Origin of the sequence: Aeromonas sp. MR7 (assembly GCF_963899385.1) — a bacterium.
Classification (GTDB): Bacteria; Pseudomonadota; Gammaproteobacteria; order Enterobacterales; family Aeromonadaceae; genus Aeromonas; species Aeromonas bestiarum.
This window is the reverse complement of sequence record NZ_CAWQXH010000032.1, coordinates 23,767-47,300: the sequence shown is the minus strand read 5'-3', so window position 1 is coordinate 47,300 and position 23,534 is coordinate 23,767. Positions and strand designations below refer to the sequence as shown.

The window sequence follows — 23,534 nt, the reverse complement described above, 5'->3', positions numbered from 1 at the left end:
CCATGTGGCAGTGGGCCCAGCTGCTGGGGTTCAACCTCTACTGGTTGCTGGCGGTGAAGTGGCAGCAGCCGGGCCCGCTGCTGCTGATGCTGTTGCTCCACTTTCTCTTCTCCCCCAGCCGCAGGCGCGATCTGCGGTTATGGCCGGTGGCCCTGGCCGGTTGTCTGCTCGATGGCTTGCTCTGGCAGCTCGGCTTGTTCCAGTTCCCTTCCGGTTTTCCCCTCTGGCTGGTGCTGCTCTGGCTGGGATTTGCCCTGACGCTGGCCCACGGCATGCGCTGGTTGCGCCCCTTGCCCCGCTGGCAGCAGGGGCTGTTTGGCATGGCGGGTGGCGTCTCCTCCTATGTGGCGGGAGCAGCCATGGGCGCAGTACACTTACCCTGGGGCATCTGGATCAGCACGGCACTGCTGGCGGTGATCTGGATGTGGTGGTTACCCGTACTCCTGTGGGTAACGGTCAAGCTGGAGGGTGAAGCGAGATGAACACCTTTTCGACCGACACCTTGTTGTTTTCCAAGTGGACCAAAGAGAGCCAGCACGAGCTGACCGAGCGCTTCTATCTGGTGGTGTCATGCCAGCGGGATGCGCAGGGGCAACTGGCCCGCGTGGTGATGCAGGATATCAACACCCTGCTGGAACAGGAGATGGATTGGCATGAACTGGAAGATCCCTCAAGCTGGCATATGGGGTGGAATTAGCCTGCTGATCGTGGCCTTGAGTAGCCCGTGTTCACTGGCCAAAGAGGCCCCTTACACTCCCTGGCAGCCGCTGCGAGCCGTGGGGCAGGGGGAGATGAGTTGGCTCTGGTTCAAGCTCTACGACGCTACCTTCTACAGCGCAAGTGGCCGTTATGAGCCGGGCCACTATCCACAGGCGCTGATCCTCACCTACGCCAGAGATATCAAACGCAGTGATTTGCTCACCGCCACCGCCGAGGAGTGGCAGCGACTCGGGCTTGGCAGCGATGCCGATCGCCGGCGCTGGCTCGATCAGCTGGCGGCGCTCTGGCCCGATGTGGGGGCGGGAGACAGGCTTGCCTTCTATGTGGATGAGGCCGGATTTGGCCATTTCTGGTGGCACGAACGGCCGCTCGGCAGCCTCGCCGATCCCCAATTCTCCGCAGCCTTTCTGGCCATCTGGCTCGCCGACAACAGTCTCGATCCCGCACTCACCCGCCGCCTGCGGGGTCAACTCTGATGCTGGAATACTCACTGTCTTTCTATCGTTATTGTCGCGTTCTGCTGCTGTTGCCACTCGTGGTGCTGACGGGGTGTGGCAGCAATCTGGATGACTACCGTGGTCAGGGGCCGAACTGGGATCTCGCCCGCTTCTTCAACGGCAAGCTGGTGGCTCATGGCCTGGTGACCGACCGCAGCGGCGAAGTGACCAGTCGCTTCCGGGTCGAGATGCAGGGGCATTGGCAGGGTGGCAAAGGGCAGTTGTTCGAGCTGTTCTATTTCGATGACGGCCGGCAACAGACCCGAACCTGGTTCTTGAGCAAGGGGGCGGATGGTCACTGGCGCGGCGCGGCATCGGACGTGGTGGGGGAGGCAGTAGGCAAAACCCGGGGATTTGCCCTCAACTGGCGCTATCAACTCGATCTGGCCCTGCCGGACGGGGAAGTGGTGCGGGTGAGCTTCGATGACTGGATGTATCTGCTGGATGAAGATCGCCTGATCAATCGGGCCGAGATCAGCAAGTTCGGCATTCACGTGGGCGAGGTGATCCTCTATATCGAGCGGCGTCCGGGGTGAGACATGCCAGATCATCTGATGGGTGCACTTGGCGATAGCCGCTCGCTATCAATCAGTTAGGCAGCAACTATTACCTTTTGAGTCTGAAGGGAGCTAATCTGGCTCCGTCGTCAAATCTGGAGGTGAAACATGAAAAGTCCGATTGGTCTTGATACCGTTCAATCACAAGCCCTGGCCGCCGAGCTGAACAAGTTGCTGGCCAGCTACCAGATCCTCTACATGAACGTTCGTGGCTTCCACTGGAATATCCGCGGCAACCAGTTCTTCGAACTGCACCTGAAATTTGAAGAGATCTATAACGATCTGCTGCTGAAGGTCGATGCCCTGGCCGAGCGCATCCTCACCCTGGATGGTGTGCCCATGCACAGCTTCAGCGACTACCTGAAAGTCTCTGCCATCCCGGAGCAGAAGGGACTGCATGACGGCCGTGCCTGTGTCGAATCCCTGCTTGAGAGCTTCCGCGAGCTGCTGGTCGCCCAACGCCGGATCCTGGGACAAGCCGCCGAGGCCGGTGACGAGGGGACTGCATCCATCCTCTCCGACTATGTGCAGCAGCAGGAAAAACTGGTCTGGATGCTGCGCGCCTATCTGGCCTGACCCTTTGTTAAAGCGAGTTTTGTTGTAAACCTTTGTTGTAAACCCGAGTTGTCTCTCCTTTTATCCACCCGCTTGCCGCCCTGTTTGGGCGGCTTTTTTGTTTTTGATCTGCATCAATGAAAACTTAATTGGCAAATTGAATGCCTATTAAGTTTTTGGCGAGGGGCATAGAATCGCCACAAAACAAGTAACTGAAATGTCCAATTAGGAGAGGCATGATGTTTTGTGTGCAATGTGAACAGACAATTCGTACCCCGGCAGGCAATGGCTGTGCTTATGCACAAGGCATGTGCGGCAAGACGGCTGAAACCTCGGATCTGCAGGATGTGCTGATCTATGCGCTGCAGGGCCTCAGTGCCTGGGCGCTGGCCGCTCGCGAACACGGCGTCATCGACAACGAGATCGATGCCTTCGTGCCCAAGGCCTTCTTCGCCACCCTCACCAACGTCAACTTCGACTCCGCCCGCATCGTTGCCTATGTCAACCAGGCACTGGCTCATCGTCAGCAGTTGGCCGACCGTCTGGCTGCACTGGCGGTGCAAGTCACCGGCTTGCCCGAGGCCGCCGGCTTCGAGCCGGGTGACGAGTTGCTCGCCCAGCTGGCCCATGCGCCGCAAACCGCGGTCAATCGCGGCAAGAGCGAGGTGCACGAAGACATCATGGGGCTGCGTCTGCTCTGCCTCTACGGCCTCAAGGGCGCCGCCGCCTACATGGAGCACGCCCGGGTGCTGGGTCAGCAGGATAGCGCCGTGGCCGCCGAGTTCCATCGCATCATGAGCTGGCTCAGCACGGACCCGAGCGAGCTGGATCCCCTGTTCAAATGTGCCATGGAGATCGGCCTGCTCAACTTCAAAATCATGGAGATGCTGGATCTCGGTGAAACCACCGCCTTCGGCCACCCGGAACCGACCCAGGTGCGCGTCACCCCGGTGCCGGGCAAGTGCATCCTGGTCTCCGGCCACGACATGATGGATCTCAAGCTGATCCTGGAGCAGACCGCAGGCACTGGCATCAACGTCTACACCCACGGCGAGATGCTGCCGGCGCTGGCCTATCCCTTCTTCAAGCAGTACCCCCACCTGGTGGGCAACTACGGTTCCGCCTGGCAGAACCAGCAGAAGGAGTTTGCGAACTTCCCCGGCGCCGTTGTGATGACCTCCAACTGCATCATCGACCCTAACGTGGGCGACTACAGCGACCGCATCTTCACCCGCTCCATCGTCGGCTGGCCGGGCGTGACTCACCTGGAAGGGGATGACTTCTCCGCCGTGGTGGCGAAGGCATTGGCGCTGGACGGTTTCAAACACACAGAACTCGAGCACTTCATCACCATCGGCTTTGCCCGCAATGCCCTGATGCAGGCGGCACCAGCGGTGATCGACAAGGTGAAAGCGGGCGAGATCAGCCACTTCTTCCTGGTGGGCGGTTGTGACGGCGACAAGGCCGAGCGCGCCTACTTCACCGAGTTTGCCAAGGCAGCCCCGCAAGACAGCCTGCTGCTCACCCTGGGCTGCGGCAAGTACAAGTTCAACAAGCTCGACTTTGGCGACATAGGCGGCATTCCCCGTCTGCTGGACGTGGGTCAGTGCAACGACGCCTACTCCGCCATCCAGCTGGCGCTGGCGCTCTCCGAGGCGTTCGAGTGTGGCGTCAACGACCTGCCGTTGACCCTGGTGCTCTCCTGGTTCGAACAGAAGGCCATCGTCATCCTGCTCACCCTGCTGGCGCTCGGTGTGAAAGACATTCGCACCGGTCCGACCGCACCGGCCTTCCTGACCCCGGCCCTGCTCAAGGTGCTGGAGGAGCAGTTCGGGCTGAAAGGGACCACCACGGCCGAAGCGGATCTCGCCGAGATCCTGGCGGCCTGAATCCGGTGGTAGCGCAGGCCGCGCCGGCCTGATCATCTCAGCGTGTTGTAAGCCTTTGGCGAGCCTGATGGCTCGCCTTTTTTCAACGCGTCGTGTTTCAAAAACATGTTTTCAAAATGAGGAGCCTTGTGATGACCTCTACCTCTCTCACCCTGCGTTGCATCGGTCGTCGCGCCGACACCCATGATGTGGTGAGCTGGCAGTTCGCGCCGCTTGCAGGCAGTCTGCCCCCCGTGTTGGCTGGCCAGTGCGTGACCCTGCACACAGAGATAGACGGCCAGCCCATGTGCCGTGCCTATACCCTCTCCTCCAGCCCGCAGGATGCCTGCTGGCAAGTCACCATCAAGGATGTGGGGCGGGTCTCCCACCATCTGCACCAGAGCCTGCAGGTGGGGGACGAGATCCGGGTCGACGGCCCCTTCGGCGACTTCAACCTGACGGCGCTGCCCTGCGAGCGACCGCTGCTGCTCAGCGCCGGTTCCGGCATCACCCCCATGTGGGCCATGCTGCGCGACGAGCTGGCCAAACGGCCCGAGGCGGACATCCGCTTCATTCACAGCGCCCGTTCGCCCCAGGATCTGATCTTCGCAAGCGAACTGACTGCCTTGGCCGAGGCTCACCCCGGCGTGCGCCATGGGTTGGTGCTGGAGCAGGCGCCGGCCGCTCATCCCTGGGTTGGCCGGCTCACTCCCGCCATGCTCAAGGAGCTGGCGCCGGACCTGCTCGATCGCCACGCCTATCTGTGCGGCCCTGCGCCTTACATGACCGCCGTCTGCGCCATGCTGGCGGAGCTGGGGTTGCCAGCGGAGCAGTTGCATCAGGAGTCGTTCGGCCTGCCTGCTGTTACATCGGGCGCGGCGCCGGTTGCGGCCGCCAGCGACCATTTCTGGCTGACCCTCAAGAAAAGCGGCAAGAAGGTGAAGATATTGCCGGGCCAGACCCTGCTGGCCGCCCTGGAAGGGGCTGGCGAGACCATGATGGCTGCCTGCCGCGCCGGAGTGTGTGGCGCCTGTCGCTGTACCACGACTGGCGAGATCGAACGGCAGAGCGTGATGACGCTGAGTGCGCAGGATCTGGAGGGCGGCGTCGCACTGGCCTGCTCCTGTACCGCCAGGGGGGATGTCAGCCTCGACTATTGAGGGGCGTCATTAGTATCTCACTCTTTTCCCGAGCGGGCAGGGCGGGTAGACTCTGCCCCAGTTTCACCAGAACACGGGATAAAAAATGACAATATTGGTTACGGGCGGCGCCGGTTACATAGGTTCCCATACCCTGGTTGAGCTGCTCAATGCCGGGCAGCAGGTCGTGGTGCTGGACAACCTGTCCAACTCTTCCCCCGAGTCCCTCAAGCGGGTCGAGCGGATCACCGGCAAGCCGGTCATCTTCGTGGAAGGGGATGTGCTGGACAGAGCCTGTCTGCAGCAGCTGTTTGCCGCCCACAAGATAGAATCAGTGATCCACTTCGCCGGCCTCAAGGCGGTGGGGGAGTCGAGCCAGATCCCGCTCACCTATTACCAGAACAACATCACGGGTACCCTGGTGCTGTGCGAGGAGATGGCAAAGGCGGGTGTGTTCCGGCTGGTGTTCAGCTCCTCCGCCACAGTGTATGGCGATCCGGCCTCTGTGCCGCTGCGGGAAGATTTCCCCACCAGCGCTACCAATCCCTATGGTCGCTCCAAGCTGATGGTGGAAGAGATACTGCGTGACTTGTCCAAATCCGATCCGCGCTGGGCCATAGTGCTGCTGCGCTACTTCAACCCGGTGGGCGCCCACGAGAGCGGCCTCATAGGTGAAGATCCCAACGGCATCCCCAACAACCTGCTGCCCTATATCAGCCAGGTGGGCGTCGGCAAGCTCAAGGAGCTGGGGGTGTTTGGCAACGATTATCCGACCCCGGATGGCACAGGTGTGCGTGACTACATCCACGTGGTGGATCTCGCCCTCGGTCATCTCAAGGCGCTGACCCGCATCGCTGCCGATACCGGTGTCTTTACCTACAACCTGGGTACCGGTCAGGGCTATTCCGTGCTGCAGATGATCAGGGCGTTCGAGGCGGCCAGCGGCCGCACCATAGCGTACCAGATCAAACCTCGCCGCCCCGGTGACATAGCCGAATGCTGGGCCGAGCCGCACAAGGCACGTGACGAGCTGGGCTGGCAGGCGGAGCGCGGGCTCGAGCAGATGATGGTGGACACCTGGCGCTGGCAAAGCCAGAACCCGAACGGCTATGGTCCTACTGCGAAGCCATGATCAAGGATCATGCGCTGCTCGGGAGCCTCATTTATTCATATAAATTCCGGTCCCTGCGCAGCTCTTCGCCTTGCTGACAGCTCCTCGCGACGGCCCATCAGGCCTGAGGGACTGAAGCCTGAATGGCAAAACGCCCCGGCATCGCAATGCCGGGGCGTTTTTTATGTACGAAGGGCTGGGTTACTGAATGCTCTTGCCCGCGCGCACATCCTTGATAAAGCCTTTCAGGCTCGCCAGATCGCGAGGGGCGCCACGCAGTATCTGGTCACCTATGATGAAGGCCGGTGTGCCTGAGATGCTCATGGCTTCGGCCAGCGCCCGGTTGGTGCCGAGGTTCTGGTCTATGCTGCCGTCCTTGATCTTGGCCTCGACCTTGCTCCAGTTCACCCCGGCCGCTTCCGCCAGCTGCTTCACCTGGGCTTCATCGGACAGCGGGCCCTGATGGGCGTACAGCTTTTCGTGGAAGGCCTGGTATTTGTCAGGCTGACCCAGCTGCACCGCCAGCGCCGCACGGGCGGCGAAGTAGGAGGTCTCGCTCAGGATGGGGAACTGCTTGTAGATGTAGCGGATGTCCTTGTCTTCACCCAGCAGTTGCTTGATCAGCGGATGGGCGCGCTTGCAGTAACCGCAGTTGTAATCGAAGAACTCGACCACGGTCAGGCTGCCCTTGGGGTTGCCGCTCTCGGGATCCTGATTGGCATAGAGCTGCTTGGCATGCGCCTGGATCAGGCTCTTGTCGTTGGCCGCCTGCTGGCTCTCCTGCTTGGCGCGCAGGGCATTGGACATCTCGACCAGGATCTCCGGATTCTTGACCAGATAGTCGCGCACGATTTGCTCGACATCGCTCTTGGTCAGCTCGCTTGCCTGAACCGGCGCCGCAAGCAGGGTGGCGCCAGTCAGGGCGCAAAGCAGGGCATGTTTGATTCTCATAAGTCCATCTTGCTGGAAATTTCGTGATGGCCACTATAGTGGGTGAGTCTGTTTTCAAGTCAAGTTATCTGGTTGAAAAAGCGCTGCTTATGCCCCGTTTGTCGACTTTATGCGTCATTTAGCCCAATAAATCGGCAAACGCACCGCGAGGGGATTTACAAGCCGGATCGCCATGGGTAATATTCGCCGCACTGTCGCGGAGGGGTGGCAGAGCGGCTGAATGCACCGGTCTTGAAAACCGGCGATGGGCGACCATCCGTGGGTTCAAATCCCACCTCCTCCGCCATTTATTAAGCCAAAAAGGCCATCCGAAAGGATGGCCTTTTTGCTATGTGCTCAGTGCCCTTTCAACGGTGCTTTCATACAGGCATATCTGAATTTGCAGGATAAACTGTGGGCAATCTCCGATTTTGTGACAGGTCCAAGTGTACCATCCGTTGACGCTTGTTAACATGCGGTACGTTTCCATGTTTGGCCACCCTACCTTGTGCACGATCCTCATACCCTAGAAATGAACACCCTGCATGCGCAGGATCTTATCGCCCAGTTTGAGACGGCTGCTGATGAGCGCACCATAGTGACCCTGTTGCGTGAACTGACCGCGCACATGGGATTCGATCATTTCAGGCTCGGCCTGATCTTCCCCAGTACCATTCAACGTCCCGACGTCATCATCTTCAACGGTTGCCCGCAAGCCTGGGTGGATACCTACACGGCCAGCGGTTTCTTTGCCATCGATCCCATCGTCAAACGCGGCATGACCCAGAGCACCCCCATTCTATGGGCCGATGTGGTACGCGATGAAGAGGGGGGGTGATGAGCAGGGCCGGGAGGTGATGCAACTGGTCAGCGAGTTTGGCATTCGCGATGGCGTGACGTTTCCCTGGCACGGAGCCAACGGCCACGTGGGTCTGCTCTCCTTCATCACCAACGAACCTCGCACCAGGGCGCAGTGGCTCTCTGCGGTGCCCTTTCTCCGCTGGTTCTCCATGCACATTTTCGAGGCGGTGGCCCGGGTCTGCCTGGCCGGTCTGTCCCCCCACGATGCGCTGAGTCTGCGGGAGCTGGAGGTGTGCCGCTGGGCGGCGGAGGGCAAGCAGGTGAGCGATATTGCCCAGATATTGGGGATCACCCCTCGTACCGTGACATTTCACCTGAACAATGTGGTGAGCAAGCTGGGGGCCAGCAGCAAGAGCCAGGCCATTTCATGGGCCTTGAAGCAGAAGATGGTCAGGTTGAACGTGGAGATGACGCTAGTAGGGAACGGCCAATAGCTCCAAGTAGCGCAACATATTGCGCAATATGGCGAGCTTTAATACTGCGAATGCAATCTTTGCTGGTGCAATGGTCTATGTAGCGCAATATTTTGCTGCTGATTGAAGTTGTGTCGTGATGGGCGCTTGTAACTTGTTGATAAATATTGAATCAATAAAGTGGCATGGTCGCTGCTAATGGCGTTGGTCGAGTGCTAACTCATTTCACCAATCTATTTAGGAGCATACACATGCCAACTCCATGTTATATCAGCATCGAAGGTAAAACCCAGGGCAACATCACCGCAGGTGCCTTCACTTCCGATTCCGTCGGCAACATCTTCGTGCAGGGCCACGAAGACGAGATGCTGGTACAAGAGTTCCAGCACGTTGTCACCGTGCCGACTGACCCGCAATCCGGTCAGCCTGCTGGTCAGCGTGTCCACAAGCCGTTTAAGTTCACCGTTGCGCTGAACAAGGCCGTGCCGCTGATGTACAACTCGCTGGCTTCCGGCGAAATGCTGCCGAAAGTGACCCTGAAGTGGTACCGCACCTCCGTTGAGGGCAAACAGGAGCACTTCTTCTCCACAGTGCTGACTGACTCCACCATAGTCGACATCGACTGCCAGATGCCCCACTGCCAGGATCCGGCGAAGTCTGACTTCACCCAGCTGATCCAGGTCTCTCTGGCCTACCGCAAGATCGACTGGGAGCACACAGTGGCTGGCACTTCTGGTGCTGACGACTGGCGTGCACCGATCGAGGCCTAAACCTCGCTTCTTACCTTGCTATTCCTTGTAAGTAATCTCGTATGTTGTGGCCGGTGTGCACCGGCCTTTTATCCCGTATTTCTCCGGACAGTCTTGGGCTGCCGGAGTCTTTATGCTTTGCCATCCCCCTGCCTATAAGTCGAAGCCGTGTTGGTGAATGCGGAGTGATGGCAAAGCAATAAGGGGTGTTCTGTTATGCAGACACAAACATCGTATTACCCGTCACGTTACTTAGCTCTTTGGTGACTATTTATGTACCAGAGAGGGAGGTCGCGTGGTGTTTTGACAGGTTTCTGGTGCAGTTTCGAGAGGTGATAGGGAGATATCATGGCTAATCAGACCGGATTGCAATTCACCGTTAAGGTGGGCGCGCTGCCTGATGCGACGTTTGTGGTGGCGAGCTTCGAGCTTAATGAAGGGTTGAATAGTCCATTTAACCTGAACCTCGAGTTGGCTAGTGAGCAGAGCGATATCGATTTTGGTGCTGTGCTGGACCAACCGTGTGAATTAATGGTGTGGTATGAAGGTTCGTTGCAACGCCGCCTGAGCGGCGTGGTAGCGCAATTTGCTCAGGGCGATACTGGGTTTCGCCGTACCCGATACAGCATGGTGGTGAAGCCTGCACTATGGCGGCTCTCCTTACGTACCAATGCCCGCATCTTCCAGGCGCAGAAGCCTGAAGAGATCCTCTCCATCTTGCTGCAAGAGCACGGTATTACCGACTACGCCTTTGCCCTGAAAAACGAGCATGCCCTGCGTGAATACTGCGTTCAGTACCGTGAGAGCGATTTGGCTTTTTTGAACCGACTGGCGGCTGAAGAGGGGATGTTCTACTTCCACGAATTTGAAGCAGGCAAGCACCGGATCGTTTTTGCCGACGATGCTGCTGCGCTGCAGGAAGGGCCCGCCCTCTTTTTCAATCTGGCCAATCAAGGGTTGCAGCAGGGGGCGTTTGTGCGTCGGTTCCATTATCAGGAAGCGGTGCGTCCGAGCGATGTAGAGCTGAAAGACTACAGCTTCAAGACCCCGGCTTATGGCCTGTCGCACAAGAAAATGGGTAGTGAGCTGGAACATCAGCGCGATAGCTACCAGCACTTCGACTATCCCGGTCGCTTCAAGCAGGACCCGAGCGGCAAGGCGTTTGCCCAACATCGACTGGATGCGCTACGAGCCGATGCGGTGACGGGAAATGGGCACTCGACAGAGGCTGGGTTGATGCCTGGACTGAGTTTCGAACTATCGGAACACCCTGCACCTGCACTCAACATTGCCTGGCAAGTAGTGCATGTGACGCACACCGGCAAGCAGCCTCAAGCATTAGAGGAAGAAGGTGGTAGCGAGCCCACGGTGTATTACAACGATTTTGGGGTGGTAAAGGCTACCACCACCTGGCGTGCACAGATGCCTCATAAACCTCTGGTTGATGGGACGCAGATTGCCACTGTTGTGGGGCCTGCTGGGGAAGAAATCTACTGCGATAAATTTGGCCGCATCAAGCTGCAGTTTCCGTGGGACAGGTATGGCGCCAGCGATGAGCACAGTTCTTGCTGGGTGAGGGTTGGTCAGGCTTGGGCCGGTGGCGGCTATGGCATGATGGCCATTCCTCGAATAGGCCATGAGGTCATTGTCTCGTTCCTCGAAGGGGACCCCGACCAGCCCATCGTCATTGGCCGAACTTACCACGCGACCAGCCTTCCTCCAGAGGGGTTGCCTGCCAATAAAACCCGCATGTCACTGCGCAGCAACACCCACAAAGGCAAAGGCTTTAACGAGCTGCGCTTTGAAGACAAAGCCGGTCAGGAAGAGGTGTTTATCCATGCCCAGCACGATATGAATACAGTGGTGCTCAACAACCGCTCAACCTCTGTTAATGCCAATCATGGGGAGCAGGTGGGGGGGAGTCAGACAGTCGCAGTTCAAGGTAACCAGACGGTGTCAGTCAAGCTGGACCAAGTGACCGAGGTGCAAGGAGAGCAGACGATAGCGGTCACCAAGAATCGCAGCACCATGGTCAATGACAATGAGTCGCTGCAGGTGAAAAACAATATCGCCATCCAATCGCAGGATGGGGACATTCTCATTGCCACTGCAGGTGGTTATATCGCTATCGACAAAGATGGCAACATCTCCATTACCGGCAAGGGCCTGGTTTTGAATGGCACCCGCATTGATTTGAATTAAGGATGTGACATGTATCAGATGAATGAAGGTGCGCTGTTGATACCGCAGCAGTGGCGTGATGAGTCCCTCCATGTGTTTGTATTGCCGGGAGATACAGTCAACCTGGTGGTCAATCGCTCACCGTTCGAGTTTGGATTAGCGCCAGAGACAGTCTATCAACAGACGCTTTCGCAATTTGCGGCTCACCTCAAGGGATATCAGGAATTGGCGAGTTGGGAGGTGCTGCTGGATGGGCAAGCCGCCCCAGCCATCGAGTACACCTGGCGCTCAACGGAAGGACCGATGCACCAGGTCGTGGTGATGCAGGTCAGGGGCATGTTGCTGCTGACCTTTACCATCACGGCAGCCGGTACCCTGCAAGACGAGCAGAAACAAGCCTTGCTTGACGTGATTGCAACCTTTAAAGCGGCTGACTAAGGGGGGCGCATGTTTGGCGATATCTTAACTCGGGTAGCGCGAGTTGGTGCGATGCATGCGGGAAACCGTCCTTCTCCACCCGCTGATAGACCCAAACCTGGTGAGGGCAAGCCCCCCACATCCCCTGGCAAAATGATTAAGCACAAGAGCTTTTTGGGGGCGTTGGCGGGGGCGATAGCCGGTGCCTTGGTGGCGGCGGCGGTCTTTGCTATGGCAGCTGCTGTGGTAACGGCGGCCGTTGCATTGACGGGCGTGACTGGTGGGATGGGGCTGGCGTTGGTGGTGGGGGTCGCCAAGCTTGGCCTGGGCATTGCTGCCACCATAGGAGCGGGGGACCTTATCGCCAAGGTGTCAGGAAGTGTGTCTGGCATGGTTGATAGTGCGTCCCCGTCCTTCGGTCCGGTTGCGACTGGCTCGGCCAATGTGTTTGTTGAGGGGCTGCCGGTCTCCCGTGCGCTGGTTGATACCGTCGCGTGCGCCAAGCACTCGGTTCCGCCCATCATTGCGCAAGGCAGTGAGTCTGTTTTTGTTAACGACAGCCCCGCCGCGCGAGTGGATGACCAGACAGCCTGTGGTGCCACCATCAAGGAGGGAGCTTCCACCGTGTTCTTTGGCTCAGGCCAGAGAACCTATGCCGACATAGCAGATGAGTTCAGTTGGTGGGAGAAGGGGCTGCTGATTGCGGTCGAGTTCTTGGTGCCTCCCAGTCGTGGCATGTTCAAAGGGATAGGCAAACTTTTTACCAAGGGACCGCGCGCAGTATTGCGGGGAGCATTGGTTGGGGCCAAAGTGGCGGTGCGGCAGTTCAAGCGGACTGCGCTTCGCTGCATGAGCCAGGGGTTCAAAAATAACAAAGGGCTGGCACGTTTCAAGGAAGCCGCCAAGGGTTTTCTTAAAGACCCCGTCTATATCCCCAGTGGAGAGGTGATTGAATCCCGGCTGGATGTCGAGTTGGGGCAAACCTTGTCGTTGCGCTTTGAGCGCACTTACCGCACCGCATCCGACCATACGGGGTTGCTCGGTAAGGGGTGGCATGACAGCTGGAGTGAAGTCGCCAGCGTCAGTCCGCAGGGGCTAGACACCGTCGTGACTATCACCCTGGCACAGGGCTATGACATTGATTTCACTTTTCATCAAGATGTGACCTGCGTCTATTGCCCGCATTATCCCCAATTTACCCTGACACGAACCGAGCACGGTTTTCTGCTGTGGGATAGAGACAGTCAGCAGACCCGTCACTTTATCCATCAACAGGGGGACCGGTACTGGCTCGGAACACTGTCAGACCGCCATGACAATCGCATTACTTTGGTACGCGACCAGGCAGGCAAACTTTGCCGGGTGCGCCACAGCGATGGCATCGAGCTGGCGCTAGCTTGGCAAGACGACTACCTGCAGAAAATTGTCCGTGTAGATGGAGGCCAGCAGACACGCTTGGCCCACTACACCCAAAACCGCGCCGGTCAATTAGTCGAAGCAGATGCCAGCCATCACTATCACCTGTTTTACGAATACGATGACCAGGGGCGACTGACGCGTTGGCATGATAACGACCAGACCTGGGCGCGTTATGAATATGACGTGCAAGGGCGCTGCGTCTATACAACCTGCGCTGATGGCATGCTCACTGCACGCTTTGACTATCAGCCAGGCAAGGTGGTGATGACCGATGGGTTGGGTCGCCACGAGTATGAGCTTAACGAGCTTGACCTAGTGAGAGCGGTCCGCTCCCCCCTTGATCATGTGACCCGCTTTGACTACGACGAATTTGGTAACCTGCTGCGGGAGATTTCCCCTGCGGGACGGGTGGTCGAGTTTGAATACCTGGATGACACCGGGTTGGTGACCCGCTTTGTGGACGGCAGCGGCCACACTTGGCACTACGAGTATGATGACCAGCAGCGGCTGTGCGCCGTCACTGACCCGCTTGGGCGCAGTTGGCAGTGGCGTTTCGAGGAAATGGGGAATCCGGACAAACTGACAGGGCCGGATGCCAGCGAAGTGCATTTTAGCTGGAACCGTTATGGGCTGCTGACGGCGGTCAGCGACCAAAGTGGCAAGGTGCAAGCACGTCTACAGTATGACCACCGCCAGCGTCTGTTGAGCCAGACGGATGCCGAGGGGCAAACCGAACAGTGGCGCTATGATGGCCAGGACCGGGTTGCGCAGTGGCAGCGGGCCGACGGTGCCCGCTATCAGTTAGGCTATCGCCGCCCCAGCTGGCAATTGCCAGAGCAGCTCAAACGGCCTGATGATGTAGAAGAGCAACGCCGTTACGATCGCCACAAAAACCTGACCGACTATGTCGATGGCAATGGTCAGCACTGGCGCCAGCGCTTTGGGGCCTTTGACCTATTGATTGAACGCATCGACGCCAGTGGCCGCAGTTGGTGCTATCAATATGACCGCGATACCCAGCAGCTCATCAAGGTCACTGGGCCAGACCAGCAGGTGTGGCAGTGGTGGCTCGATAACGATGGTCGGGTGGTGCGCGAGCAAGACATGGCGGGCACTCTCACCCATTACCGTTATGACGAAGATGGCCACTGCATCGAAGTCCGCAATGGTGAAGGTCAGGCTCGTCACTTCCTGTTTGATGGCCGTGGCTTGCTGCTACGCGAAACCTGTGACGATGACACCCTTCATTATCACTACGACGGGGCAGGCAGATTGCTGGAAGTGTCATCCAGCACCAGCCATCTGCGTTTTGAATATGACGCCCGCGACCGGGTGGTGTTGGAGGTGCAAAACGGCGCCACCCTCAGCCGCAACTATGATGAGCAGGCCCACACCCTGACCCGAACCCTGAGCTGGCCTGAGGGACCCAAAGGGGATAAGGAAGACGAGCCAGCCCCACTGACCACCACCTTTACCGTAAACAATGTCGGTGAACTGACCCATATTGGCTTGCCAGATGGGGCAGAGCTGACCCTGGGGCACGACTTGGCTGGCCGAGAGGCGCAGCGCCAGGGCGGTGCTTTTGGGCTGAAGCAAGAGTATGACGTACTGGGACAGCTCATTCGCGCCCAAAGTGGTCAACTGCAAGAGGGGCGCTTGCTGGCGGGGCTCACCCGTGAGTACGGTTATGATCGTGTTGGCAACCTGATTGGCGAACGGCGCGGACGCGAGGCGCAGGGCTATCGACTCGATGTCTGTGGTCGGGTACTGGAGATCCTCAGCCAGCATCCCAACTCTGGCCACCAGCGGGAGGCGCAATTTAGCTACACCCGTCAGGGGTTGCCATTAACCAACGGCGAACACACCCGGTGGCAGCAAGGGCGAGTCAGTCAGCGAGGTGATACCCACTACGACTATGACAAGGCAGGCAGGCTTGTCAGCAAACGCCAGCTGCGTCCGGGGTTTCGGCCCGAACAGTGGCACTACCGCTGGGATAGCCGTAACCAGCTGAGGGTGGTCACCACCCCCGATGGCGTCACCTGGTTTTACCGCTACGACCCGTTTGGTCGGCGCATCAGCAAACGCTGTGAGCAGACAGGCGAAGAGGTGCGCTACCTGTGGGATAGCGACCAGATAGCCGAGGTTCGTCATTTCAAGCAAGGGCAGTTACAGGTCCGCCGCCACTGGGTCTGGCGTGGCTGGGAATTGCTGGTGCAGCAGCGTCAACAGATACAAGCACAACCCGCTCTCCAAGCTTGCGCCTCAACGGCCTACATCGAGCAAGACCTGCAAGCCGCTGCTGAAAACTGGCAAACCGACTTTGCCGTCAGCCAGCAAAATGGCGAACTGTTTGGGCTCTATAACCTGCAAGGGGAATTGCACTGGCAACCGACAAAAACCAGTCTGTGGGGCCAGCGGTTAAGCAATCATGCTGACATCCGTGACCCCGGTCTGGCATTCGCGGGCCAACTACGTGACGACGAGAGCGGGCTCTGCTATAACCGTTTTCGGTACTACGACCCGCAAGGTGTTTGTTATATCTCACCCGACCCGATAGGGATGCTGGGTGGTGAGAATAACTATGGGTATGTGAATAATCCGCTTGGGTGGATTGATCCATTTGGGTTGTCGAAATGCTCTGTGCTTGATGATATTATAAAAGATGCGAATAAAGTGGCTTCACCGGGTGGTGCTATTACATCAAAGCAGGCTAATATTTTGAGAAATAATCTCCCGGTAATCCAGCGACGTACTGCTTTCCAAAACCAAATGGCTAGGAAAGAATTTGTGAAAAGCCAAGATTATTTAATGAGGCAATGGGAGTCTAACATGGGTGTGTCATGGCCGACTGGGGCCACGCCACATCATATAATTCCGTTGGAAAGTGGTGGTGCGAATAAATGGTGGAATTTAATGCCAACTAATGGAACATTACCTAATCATTCACTTCCCGGAGTACCTGGTCCTCATGCTGCCGGAGGAACACTTCGCACAACGATTCAACAAGGGCGCAAAGCCTTACCCCCTGGAACGATAACCGATTTAAGGTTGCCATATGGTTGATATAAATGAAGAGATAAAGAAAATAGAAAATGCTAGTTTTTTCGAAAAAATGGGTGTTGATAATCTCCATGAAGGTGATGTGATTTTAATTGAAAATGTAAGAAAGGTGTTTATTGAACCATCGGATGATGATTTCAAAGGGTTATATAAGAAAACTGAGTGGCTTCCAACCTCATCCACTCAAGATGATCCATTTTATGAAAAACAAGTTAGTCCCAAAGAGCTTATTGAGTTGCGCAAGGAGATAAATAAACGCATCATAATTGCAACAAGAGATCTTGATAAAGGTAGATTTATATCTTCCCCACACGATTTTAGTGTTTCGGCAAGAAATGCGATTTGCTTTGCGTTTAGACAGCTTATTACTGAGAGGTATTTTTCTCTTGGGAGCCGTTGGGAAAGAATTACCGAGATTTATTATTCTGGCCATTGGCCTGTAGGTTTTACAAAAGAAAGATATATAGTTATTTAAAAAACTATCTGGACACTCCCTCCTAAAGGTACATTAGACTATTTCTGTCTGCTGTTTATCATGTTGGCTGTAGATGTGAATGAGGACGTTTTAGAATGTAGGTTGGCGATGAACGATGAACGATGAACGATAGGCTTAAACTATAAGCCCGACTACGACCTGTAATCGGGCTTTTCCTATCGAGCAAGGCCCGCACGCTGCCAACAGCTGGCAAACTGACTTTGTGGTCAGCCAACAGAATAGCGAACTGCTGGGGCTCTATAACCCGCAAGGGGAGTTGCACTGGCAACCGGCGAAAAACAGCCTGTGGGGGCAACGGTTAAGCAATCATGCTGATAACCGTGACCCTGGGCTGGTATTCGCGGGCCAACATCGTGACAATGAAAGCGGACTCTACTGTAACCGTTTTCGGTACTGCGACCCACAAGGGGCCTGTTATATATCCCCTGACCCGATAGGGATCTTGGGTGGCGAGAATAATTATGGCTATGTGCCCAATCCCGTAAACTGGATTGATCCATTGGGGCTTACCCCTTGTATGGAAATACCATCTAGCCGTAAATCTGGTGGCGTTGGTACAACTTATGATTCCATAAAGGGCCAAGGGTTGTATGTATTACATGATGGGAAAAATATTATATATGTTGATCGAGGAGATGCTCCATCCCGTTTGAATATTCACGCAAACACCCCACGAAAGCCTCATTTGAGGTTGTTTGCTGTGTTTGATAATAATTTTACCAAGGCTGAAGCTAAATTATTAGAGCAAAAAATTATGGATCTTCATGGTGGCACACAATTGACAAATCCGGTAACTAATCTGCTTAATAAAACTCGATCTTACAGTCCAAACAATCCTAACGCAGGGTCATATGATATCACTGGTCATAGTAGTGATTGGGGTGGTAAGGTGCTGGATGATGCTCTTTATATTTTGAGAGGTAAAGGATTGTGAAAGTGAGATATAAGGAAGGCGATGTTTTTATTATTCCTGTAAAGGATAAGATTGTCCTTTGCCAAGTTGTTTTTTCCCCAAGGGGTAAATTTAAGCAGATAATTGGTTTCTGTGTTCTATTTGTGCAGGAAAATAAGGTTTTTAAAAATGACGGTGTTCTTACCACAATTCCGGTTATGGATATGGGAAGAGAGGTGAAAATAATATTTACAGGAAATCAAAAAATTAAGGATTGTTCTTGGGAGATCATTGGTTATGCAGAACTGACCGAGGATAAAGAAGAGCTTAAAATATTTAACTATGCAGGTGGTCTATATAAAGGAGAGGAGGAAATAAGACGAATTCCTGTTTCTGAGTATAATAAATACACCGTCATGGAGGTGTATGGTTTCGAGCTTGTTAATAGTTTTCTGGCAAACCTGTAGTACCTCCGTTTTATCAGCTAGCGCCTCGTATTTTGGGCTAAACCGTAGGTTGGTTTTGAACGAAGTAAAGCCCAATATTTACCATGGTAATTTCAGTTTAAAAATTCAACCATAGGCCTGATTACGACGCGCAATCGGGCTTTCGCGATTTATCGTTGTCGGTAATAATCACGACGTTTCTCCTTTCATCCCCCTTATCACGACCAGGGTCAGCCCACTCGCGCCCAAAGCGGTCAACTGCAAGAGGGGCGCTTGCTGGCGGGGCTCACCCGCGAGTACGGTTATGATCGTGCGGGTAACCTGATTGGCGAGCGGTGCGGACGCGAGGCGCTAGGCTATCGGCTTGATGCCTGTGGGCGGGTGCTAGAGACCCTCAAGCCCAGCTTTATGTCCGCCATCAGGTTGCGGAAAAGAATGATTAGACAGCCCGTAAGTCGGCAGCTCTTCATCCACTATGTTTTCACTCTTCGAAGAGTTTTCTCATGAAATACAGGGTCTTATGGCTGGCGCTGGCAACCAGCATGATTGCCGCTTGTTCTTCCACTGCGTCACTCACTGACGCCGAGCTACCCCAAGCCACAAAGCAGGGGGATGGCCGCGCCCAGTATGAGCTGGCCAAACGTCTGGCCAGCTAACCCGATTACCCCAATGCCATGCACTGGATGCAGCAGGCTGCGGAGCAGTCCGGGTCATTGGCTGCCGATCAAAAGATCCGGGCTAACGCTGCGTGGTAAGTCGGGGACTGGTATCAGGCTGGGTTAGGTAAGCCCAAAAATCCGGCACTCGCTACACAGTGGTGGCAGCGTTCGGCACGCCTTGGCAATACCAATGCCAGCTATCGGCTGGGACTGATGTGTCAGGAGCAGCATCGAGGCAAACTGGTCAGTGAATGCCTCGATTGGTTTGAGCTGGCGGCCAAACGGGATCATACCGAGGCGCAGTTGATCCTGGCCAAGTGGTACAGCCAACAACCGGGTGCAGATGCGGACGCCATCAAGTGGCTCGAGAAGGCTGCGGGGCTTGGTAACCGCGATGCCCAGTACCTGCTGGGCGAGCGTTATGAGCAAGGCCGAGTGGTAGCCAAACGGCCAGATCATGCTCAACGCTGGAATGACAAGGCTGCGGCGCAGCAAACCGGTTGCCTTGCTACGGCAAGCTCAACAGGCAGCACCTACTGATGCTTTTGTGGCCTATCAATGTGCAGCTAATGCTGGTTCTGTCGAGGCTGAACTCTGGCTCGGCATGGCTTATCTGGCGGGAGAAAAGGCCCCCACAAACCTTGCATTGGGTTGTCACTGGCTGAATTTGGCTGCTGGTCATAGCTCCCACGAGGCCGAGTACCAGCTGAGCTTGCAGCAGGTTGACCGGGGGCAGCAGATTGAGTGGTTAACTCGGGCTGCCGAGGGGGGGATAACCCAAGCGTAGTTTGAGCTGGCGGAGCTACAGCATAAGCAAGGGGCACTGGAGCAAGCCAGAGCCAGTTATGCCAAGGCAGCCCAACAAGGAAACATTGCCGCGCAGTACACCTACGGTGAAATGCTGTGTCTGGGGCAAGGGGGGAAGAGGATTACGCACTGGCACTCAAACAGTATCGTCTGGCTGCCCAGCAAGGTGACCGCCAGGCCCAATACCGAATGGGGACATTGCGTGAGGAAGGCTTGGGGCCCCGCGTAACCGAGTTCATGTCTATGCTTGGCTGTCACTGGCAGCGACAGAAGGGATGCCTGAGGCTGTACAGGCCCGTGATGAGCTGGAAGCCGCGATGACCAAGCCAGAAGTAAAACAGGCGCAGAAGCTGTCTGAGCACTGGTTTGGCAAGATGTCATCAACTGTCAGGAAAAGCTAAAAAAGAATATAGAGGGAAGCGACCAGATGGTTGCTTCCCTCTTATTCAGTTGGCAAATCACCAGCCACAAACTTAGTCCACGCATCCATCATGGGCCGACGTTGGTCCAGCAAGTCGGTGCGGTGGTACGCAGCTTCCACTTTGTTTTGCACTGTATGGGCTAACGCTCGTTCAGCGAGGTCTCTTGTATAACCTTGTTCACTACACCAATCTCGAAAGCTAGAACGAAAACCATGACCATGAGCAGTTGCCATTCGGCCAGGGGGACTGAATCGCCCCGGCTTATCTAGACACTTTTGAGCCGTTCGAAATATTGCTTTTCACACTCTACTGGCGATAGCCCGTTGTTGAAACTGTGCCGGCGTTTGGGGTTGTAAAACATTTCAATGTAATCGAACACATCCTGCCGGGCTTCCTCACGATCCGCATAGGTTTTGCGACGGATACGCTCGCGTTTGAGGAGCTGGAAGAAACTCTCCGCCACCGCGTTATCATGGCAATTGCCGCGCCTGCTCATGCTGGCCTTGAGCTGGTTTTCCCGCAAAAAATCCTGCCAGTCATAGCTGCTAAACTGGCTCCCTTGGTCGGAATGAACCAGCACTTCTTGTTCGGGTCGCCGTCGCCACACCGCCATCAGTAACGCACTGATGGCCAGCTCTCGGTCGATCCGCTGCCCCATCGACCAACCAATGACGTGTCGTGAGAACAAATCCAATACCACAGCCAGATAGAGCCAGCCTTCATGCGTGCGAATGTAGGTGATGTCCGTTACCCAGACCTTATTGGGCTCGGTCACATCGAACTGGCGTTCCAAATGATTCGGTGCAACCACCGTTGGCCGGCCACCATAATGGCCTGGACGGCGGTGATAGCCGGTTTGTGAACGTAACCCTTCATGTCGCATTAATCGCGCCACCCGGTGCTTGCCACAGGTCTCGCCCATTTCTCGCAGGTCATCCCGGATCTTGCGATAGCCATAGACACCTCCGCTTTCTAGCCAACATTGCTTGATCTGGCCCAGGAGGCGTTGATCCTCCTGTGCTCGGGTAGATAAGGGCTGTCGCTGCCAAGCGTAATAACCGCTCGGGTGGACATTCATCATCCGGCACAGTCTGCGGACAGGATGCGTGGACTCGTGTTCCCGGATAAAGGCGTACCTTAACCTGACAGCTTGGCAAAGTACGCGGCGGCCTTTTTTAAGATATCTCGCTCATTGGTGACGCGGCGCAGTTCAGCCTTGAGGCGCCGAATTTCGGCTTGCTGGCTGGAGTCATGCTGTTGCTGCACTTCGGGCTGGCTGTAGCGTTTGATCCAGGCGTAAAGACTGTGGCTGGAAACACCAAGCCGCTCAGCGACCTCTGCCACTGGGTAATGGCGCTCAGTCACCTGCTTGACGGCGGCCAGTTTAAATTCTTCCATGTAACGTTGCTGCTTGCTCATAACACCTCCTGAATGACCTCAGTTTGAGGCTCTTGAGGTGTCTAGGAAAGTAGGGGCGATTCACTATCCTCCGTGGCATAGCGCACATTTTTGCGACAATCCGTGTCGCATGTGAGGCCTTTGTTGTATAATTCGCGCCCGTTCAGGTCTTGTCACCGTTGTTTAATGCTGCTCTATGGATGCAGTTGATGGTTGGCAAGGTGGTAGTAAAAATAACTAAAAGATTCAATAACAATGGGTTGTCGCCTTCGTCTGCGTTGGTGCTTGCGCACTGCCGTCTCTTTTTTGCTGTGTATCCAGTGTGCTAATGCAGCCGGACCACTGCCCTCACCGCTGGATCAGAATGATGTCGAGCAGCGCCAGCGGATCCTGCTGGAGGAGGCTGCGCGCCAGCGCGACGAAGTTTCTCGACAAACTCAGTTACCCGCAGCCGCATCAGCCCCCACTCCCGAAGAGGCGGGCCCCTGCTTTTTGGTGACTGCCATCCAGTTTGAGGGCGCCGGTCAGCTTGACGCGGATGCCCATGCCAAGCTGACTCGCCCGTTTCTGCACACTTGCATGGGGCTACCCCATATCAATGCCTTGATCCGCGATGTCAGCCAGTGGTATCTGGCTCAGGGTTTTATCACCAGCCGCGCTTTCTTGCCCGAGCAGGATCTGGCCAGCGGCATGCTGACGATTGCCGTGCTGGAAGGGCGGGTGGAGCGCATCGTCATCGATGGTAGGCCCGACCGGATAACCCGCACCCTCTTTCCTGGCCTAGTGGGCGAGGTGCTCAACCTGCGGGATCTTGAGCAAGGGGTGGATCAGCTGTCCCGCCTGCGCACCCTCTCTTACCAGCTGGATATTCAACCGGGGACGGCGGCAGGCCAATCCATCGTCAACCTGAAAGGGTCACGCGGGATCCCCTTGCAGGGCAGCATCGAGTTTGACAACAGCGGGCAGCAGAGCACGGGGGAAGAGCAGGGCCGGATGTCATTGAGTGCTGACAACCTGTTGTCGCTGGCCGAGCAATGGAGCGTGGGGGGCTCACGCAGCACGGATGGGCGAGCGGCCCATGATGCGACCAGCTGGCAGGCCGGGCTGAGCCTGCCATATGGCTATTGGTTGTTTGATGCGGGTTATCAGTACAGCGATTATCGCAATGACCTGCTGTCGCGCGGCTATGTGTATGACAGCCGTGGCAACACGCGTACCAGCACCGGCACCCTTTCGCGCACCCTCTATCGCGATGGGCAGAGTAAGGTGTCCGCAGTGCTGGGGATCACCCACCGCCAAAGCCGCAATTTCATCATGGAGCAGCTGCTGGAGAGCAGCAGCTACCGGCTCTCTTCACTGCGCAGCGGGCTCAACCTGGCGACCCGGGTCGATCATCATTTCTTCACGCTCAATCCGACGCTCACTCTGGGCACGGATTGGTTTGGCGCCGACAGTGACCGCGGCCGGCCAGTCGCTGCCCCCCGGGCCCAGTTTGAGAAGTGGGGGCTGTTTGGCAGTTACAGCACGGCCTGGCAGCAGCTTGGCTGGCTCTCGACCCTCTACGGTCAATGGACCCAGGACACGCTCTACAGCGTGGAGCGGGTCTCTTTGGGGGGTGATGCCTCGGTACGGGGCTTTAAAGAGCAGAGTTTAAGTGGCGATGTCGGCGGTTACCTGCGCAACGAGCTGAGCTGGCAGGCCCAGACGCCAGCCTGGCTCGGTCAGTGGCGAGGGTGGCTGGCCCTCGACATGGGACGGGTTGACCTTGGCAATCAGGGTGACCGCTGGCGCGGGATGGTGGGCACGGCCCTTGGCTGGGAGCAGCGCTATCGCCATGTTGCCGGCAACCTCAGTGTGGGGTTCCCGATCAGCGCCCCGGCCTGGCTCAATGCCGATCCCTATGTTCTGAATTACCGCCTGAGTATCAATTTTTAACG

The 23,534-nt window shown here is 56.4% G+C and carries 20 protein-coding genes, 1 tRNA gene and 1 pseudogene; 20 read left to right on the top strand and 2 right to left on the bottom strand.

Annotated elements, in window-relative coordinates:
- Positions 1 to 2: 2 nt before the first annotated feature.
- From AACW87_RS14795 to galE, 8 genes are all read left to right on the top strand, one after another.
- Positions 3 to 482: a DUF2878 domain-containing protein gene (locus tag AACW87_RS14795; RefSeq protein ID WP_241325362.1), complete on the top strand. Its 480-nt coding sequence runs from the start codon at positions 3 to 5 to the stop codon at positions 480 to 482.
- Positions 479 to 697 carry a TIGR02450 family Trp-rich protein gene (locus AACW87_RS14790; protein ID WP_241325361.1) on the top strand — a complete coding sequence of 73 codons (219 nt, stop codon included), beginning with the start codon at positions 479 to 481 and terminating at the stop codon, positions 695 to 697. Before AACW87_RS14795 ends, AACW87_RS14790 begins: the two co-directional genes overlap by 4 nt.
- The gene (locus AACW87_RS14785; RefSeq protein WP_241325360.1) at positions 654 to 1,196 is read left to right on the top strand and encodes a chalcone isomerase family protein; all 543 of its coding nucleotides are present in this window, start codon (positions 654 to 656) and stop codon (positions 1,194 to 1,196) included. The genes AACW87_RS14790 and AACW87_RS14785 overlap by 44 nt, the downstream gene beginning before the upstream one ends.
- On the top strand, positions 1,196 to 1,753 hold the full coding sequence (locus tag AACW87_RS14780) for a DUF3833 domain-containing protein (RefSeq protein ID WP_241325359.1): 558 nt from the start codon (positions 1,196 to 1,198) through the stop codon (positions 1,751 to 1,753). Before AACW87_RS14785 ends, AACW87_RS14780 begins: the two co-directional genes overlap by 1 nt.
- A 129-nt stretch (positions 1,754 to 1,882) precedes the next feature.
- A complete protein-coding gene (locus AACW87_RS14775) occupies positions 1,883 to 2,350 on the top strand; it encodes a Dps family protein (RefSeq protein ID WP_021140949.1) in 468 nt (155 codons plus the stop codon).
- A gap of 218 nt (positions 2,351 to 2,568) precedes the next feature.
- The gene (hcp, locus tag AACW87_RS14770) at positions 2,569 to 4,218 is read left to right on the top strand and encodes a hydroxylamine reductase (RefSeq protein ID WP_241325357.1); all 1,650 of its coding nucleotides are present in this window, start codon (positions 2,569 to 2,571) and stop codon (positions 4,216 to 4,218) included.
- Positions 4,219 to 4,349: 131 nt separating this feature from the next.
- Entirely contained in the window at positions 4,350 to 5,357 is a 1,008-nt protein-coding gene (locus tag AACW87_RS14765) for a hybrid-cluster NAD(P)-dependent oxidoreductase (protein ID WP_241325355.1), read from the top strand.
- A gap of 85 nt (positions 5,358 to 5,442) precedes the next feature.
- Positions 5,443 to 6,468 carry a UDP-glucose 4-epimerase GalE gene (galE, locus tag AACW87_RS14760; protein WP_241325353.1) on the top strand — a complete coding sequence of 342 codons (1,026 nt, stop codon included), beginning with the start codon at positions 5,443 to 5,445 and terminating at the stop codon, positions 6,466 to 6,468.
- A 180-nt stretch (positions 6,469 to 6,648) separates the two neighbouring features.
- Here the strand turns inward: galE and AACW87_RS14755 are convergent, their stop codons facing one another.
- Positions 6,649 to 7,398, bottom strand: a complete 750-nt coding sequence (locus AACW87_RS14755) for a DsbA family protein (protein ID WP_043554743.1) — start codon at positions 7,396 to 7,398, stop codon at positions 6,649 to 6,651.
- Between the two features lie 198 nt (positions 7,399 to 7,596).
- Between AACW87_RS14755 and AACW87_RS14750 the strand changes: the two genes are divergently transcribed.
- The 11 genes and pseudogenes from AACW87_RS14750 to AACW87_RS14700 all read left to right on the top strand — a co-directional run bounded on the left by AACW87_RS14750 (position 7,597) and on the right by AACW87_RS14700 (position 20,178).
- Positions 7,597 to 7,684 (top strand) — tRNA-Ser (locus tag AACW87_RS14750).
- Positions 7,685 to 7,909: 225 nt separating this feature from the next.
- Positions 7,910 to 8,215, top strand: coding sequence for an autoinducer binding domain-containing protein (locus AACW87_RS14745; protein ID WP_277606794.1), 306 nt, complete (start codon positions 7,910 to 7,912; stop codon positions 8,213 to 8,215).
- Positions 8,199 to 8,672, top strand: a complete 474-nt coding sequence (locus tag AACW87_RS14740; protein ID WP_277606793.1) for a helix-turn-helix transcriptional regulator — start codon at positions 8,199 to 8,201, stop codon at positions 8,670 to 8,672. Before AACW87_RS14745 ends, AACW87_RS14740 begins: the two co-directional genes overlap by 17 nt.
- A 230-nt stretch (positions 8,673 to 8,902) precedes the next feature.
- Positions 8,903 to 9,421 (top strand): type VI secretion system effector Hcp1, encoded by a 519-nt coding sequence (hcp1, locus tag AACW87_RS14735; protein ID WP_042653482.1) that lies wholly within the window; start codon positions 8,903 to 8,905, stop codon positions 9,419 to 9,421.
- Between the two features lie 327 nt (positions 9,422 to 9,748).
- Positions 9,749 to 11,602: a type VI secretion system Vgr family protein gene (tssI, locus tag AACW87_RS14730; RefSeq protein ID WP_241325351.1), complete on the top strand. Its 1,854-nt coding sequence runs from the start codon at positions 9,749 to 9,751 to the stop codon at positions 11,600 to 11,602.
- A gap of 9 nt (positions 11,603 to 11,611) precedes the next feature.
- Positions 11,612 to 12,019, top strand: a complete 408-nt coding sequence (locus tag AACW87_RS14725) for a DUF1795 domain-containing protein (protein ID WP_241325350.1) — start codon at positions 11,612 to 11,614, stop codon at positions 12,017 to 12,019.
- Between the two features lie 9 nt (positions 12,020 to 12,028).
- Positions 12,029 to 16,480, top strand: coding sequence for an RHS repeat-associated core domain-containing protein (locus AACW87_RS14720; RefSeq protein WP_277606792.1), 4,452 nt, complete (start codon positions 12,029 to 12,031; stop codon positions 16,478 to 16,480).
- Entirely contained in the window at positions 16,473 to 16,952 is a 480-nt protein-coding gene (locus AACW87_RS14715; protein ID WP_241325349.1) for a hypothetical protein, read from the top strand. Before AACW87_RS14720 ends, AACW87_RS14715 begins: the two co-directional genes overlap by 8 nt.
- Positions 16,953 to 17,175: 223 nt before the next feature.
- A complete protein-coding gene (locus AACW87_RS14710) occupies positions 17,176 to 17,907 on the top strand; it encodes an RHS repeat-associated core domain-containing protein (RefSeq protein ID WP_339385738.1) in 732 nt (243 codons plus the stop codon).
- 2 nt (positions 17,908 to 17,909) lie between these two features.
- Positions 17,910 to 18,332, top strand: coding sequence for an Imm26 family immunity protein (locus tag AACW87_RS14705; RefSeq protein ID WP_241325348.1), 423 nt, complete (start codon positions 17,910 to 17,912; stop codon positions 18,330 to 18,332).
- Positions 18,333 to 18,814: 482 nt separating this feature from the next.
- Positions 18,815 to 20,178 (top strand): annotated as a pseudogene (locus AACW87_RS14700) (tetratricopeptide repeat protein).
- A 286-nt stretch (positions 20,179 to 20,464) separates the two neighbouring features.
- Here AACW87_RS14700 and AACW87_RS14695 read toward each other — a convergent pair.
- Positions 20,465 to 21,618 (bottom strand): IS3 family transposase gene (locus AACW87_RS14695; protein WP_241325346.1). Its coding sequence is split into 2 segments (ribosomal slippage): positions 20,465 to 21,381 and positions 21,381 to 21,618, totalling 1,155 coding nucleotides; the frame shifts between segments, so codons are not numbered across the junction.
- A 234-nt stretch (positions 21,619 to 21,852) separates the two neighbouring features.
- Here AACW87_RS14695 and AACW87_RS14690 point away from each other — a divergent pair.
- Complete coding sequence (locus AACW87_RS14690; RefSeq protein WP_241325345.1) at positions 21,853 to 23,532, top strand: ShlB/FhaC/HecB family hemolysin secretion/activation protein; 1,680 nt, start codon at positions 21,853 to 21,855, stop codon at positions 23,530 to 23,532.
- Positions 23,533 to 23,534: the final 2 nt, after the last annotated feature.